Origin of the sequence: Streptomyces carpinensis, assembly GCF_002154505.1 — a bacterium.
Lineage (GTDB): Bacteria > Actinomycetota > Actinomycetes > Streptomycetales > Streptomycetaceae > Streptomyces > Streptomyces carpinensis.
In genome coordinates this window covers 1021-1649 of record NZ_MUBM01000655.1, presented here as the reverse complement: position 1 = coordinate 1649, position 629 = coordinate 1021, and the positions used below count along the sequence as shown (strand labels likewise).

1 protein-coding gene is annotated in these 629 nt (G+C 67.6%); it reads left to right on the top strand.

From position 1 onward, the window contains the following. Positions 1-629, top strand: a 629-nt coding sequence (locus BZY54_RS51415) for a FadR/GntR family transcriptional regulator (RefSeq protein WP_158104034.1), incomplete at both ends; no start/stop codon positions are given.

Genomic DNA, 629 nt, shown 5'->3' with positions numbered 1-629 from the left:
AGCCGCCGGCCGGCGGCTCGGCCCGGCAGTGGTGCGTCAGCTCGTCGACGACATCGTCACCGCGGTGTACCCCCCGGGCACGACGCTGCCGACCGAGGCCGAACTGTGCGACCGCTTCGGCGTCAGCCGCACGGTCGTGCGCGAGTCCCTGAAGATCCTTCAGGACAAGGGACTCGTTCAGATCGCGCAAGGCAAAGGCACCCGGATCAACCCCTCCAAGGAATGGGACCTGATTGATGACGTGGTCCTGACATCACTGGTGAAACACGACTCCTCACTGGCGATTCTGGACGAGTTGGTTCGCGTACGCGCGGCACTGGAGCGGGAGATGTCCGGCACGGCAGCGCTGTCCGGCAAGGCGGGTGCCGGCCCGATCCGCGAGGCGCTTGAGGAGATGCGCCGGGTCGCCGCCTCCCCTGCGGAGTTCTCCGCTGCCGACGTCCGCTTCCATGAAGCCGTCATGCAGGCCTCCGGCAACCGGCTGGGGTTGGCCATCGTGTCCAGCATCCACGGCAAGGCGCGGACGACTGGCCGGTACCACGGTGAGGTGTCCCAGAAGGACATCGACCGGACGCTGGACGACCACCAGGCGATCCTCGAGGCGATCGAAAGCGGTGACACCGACGCCG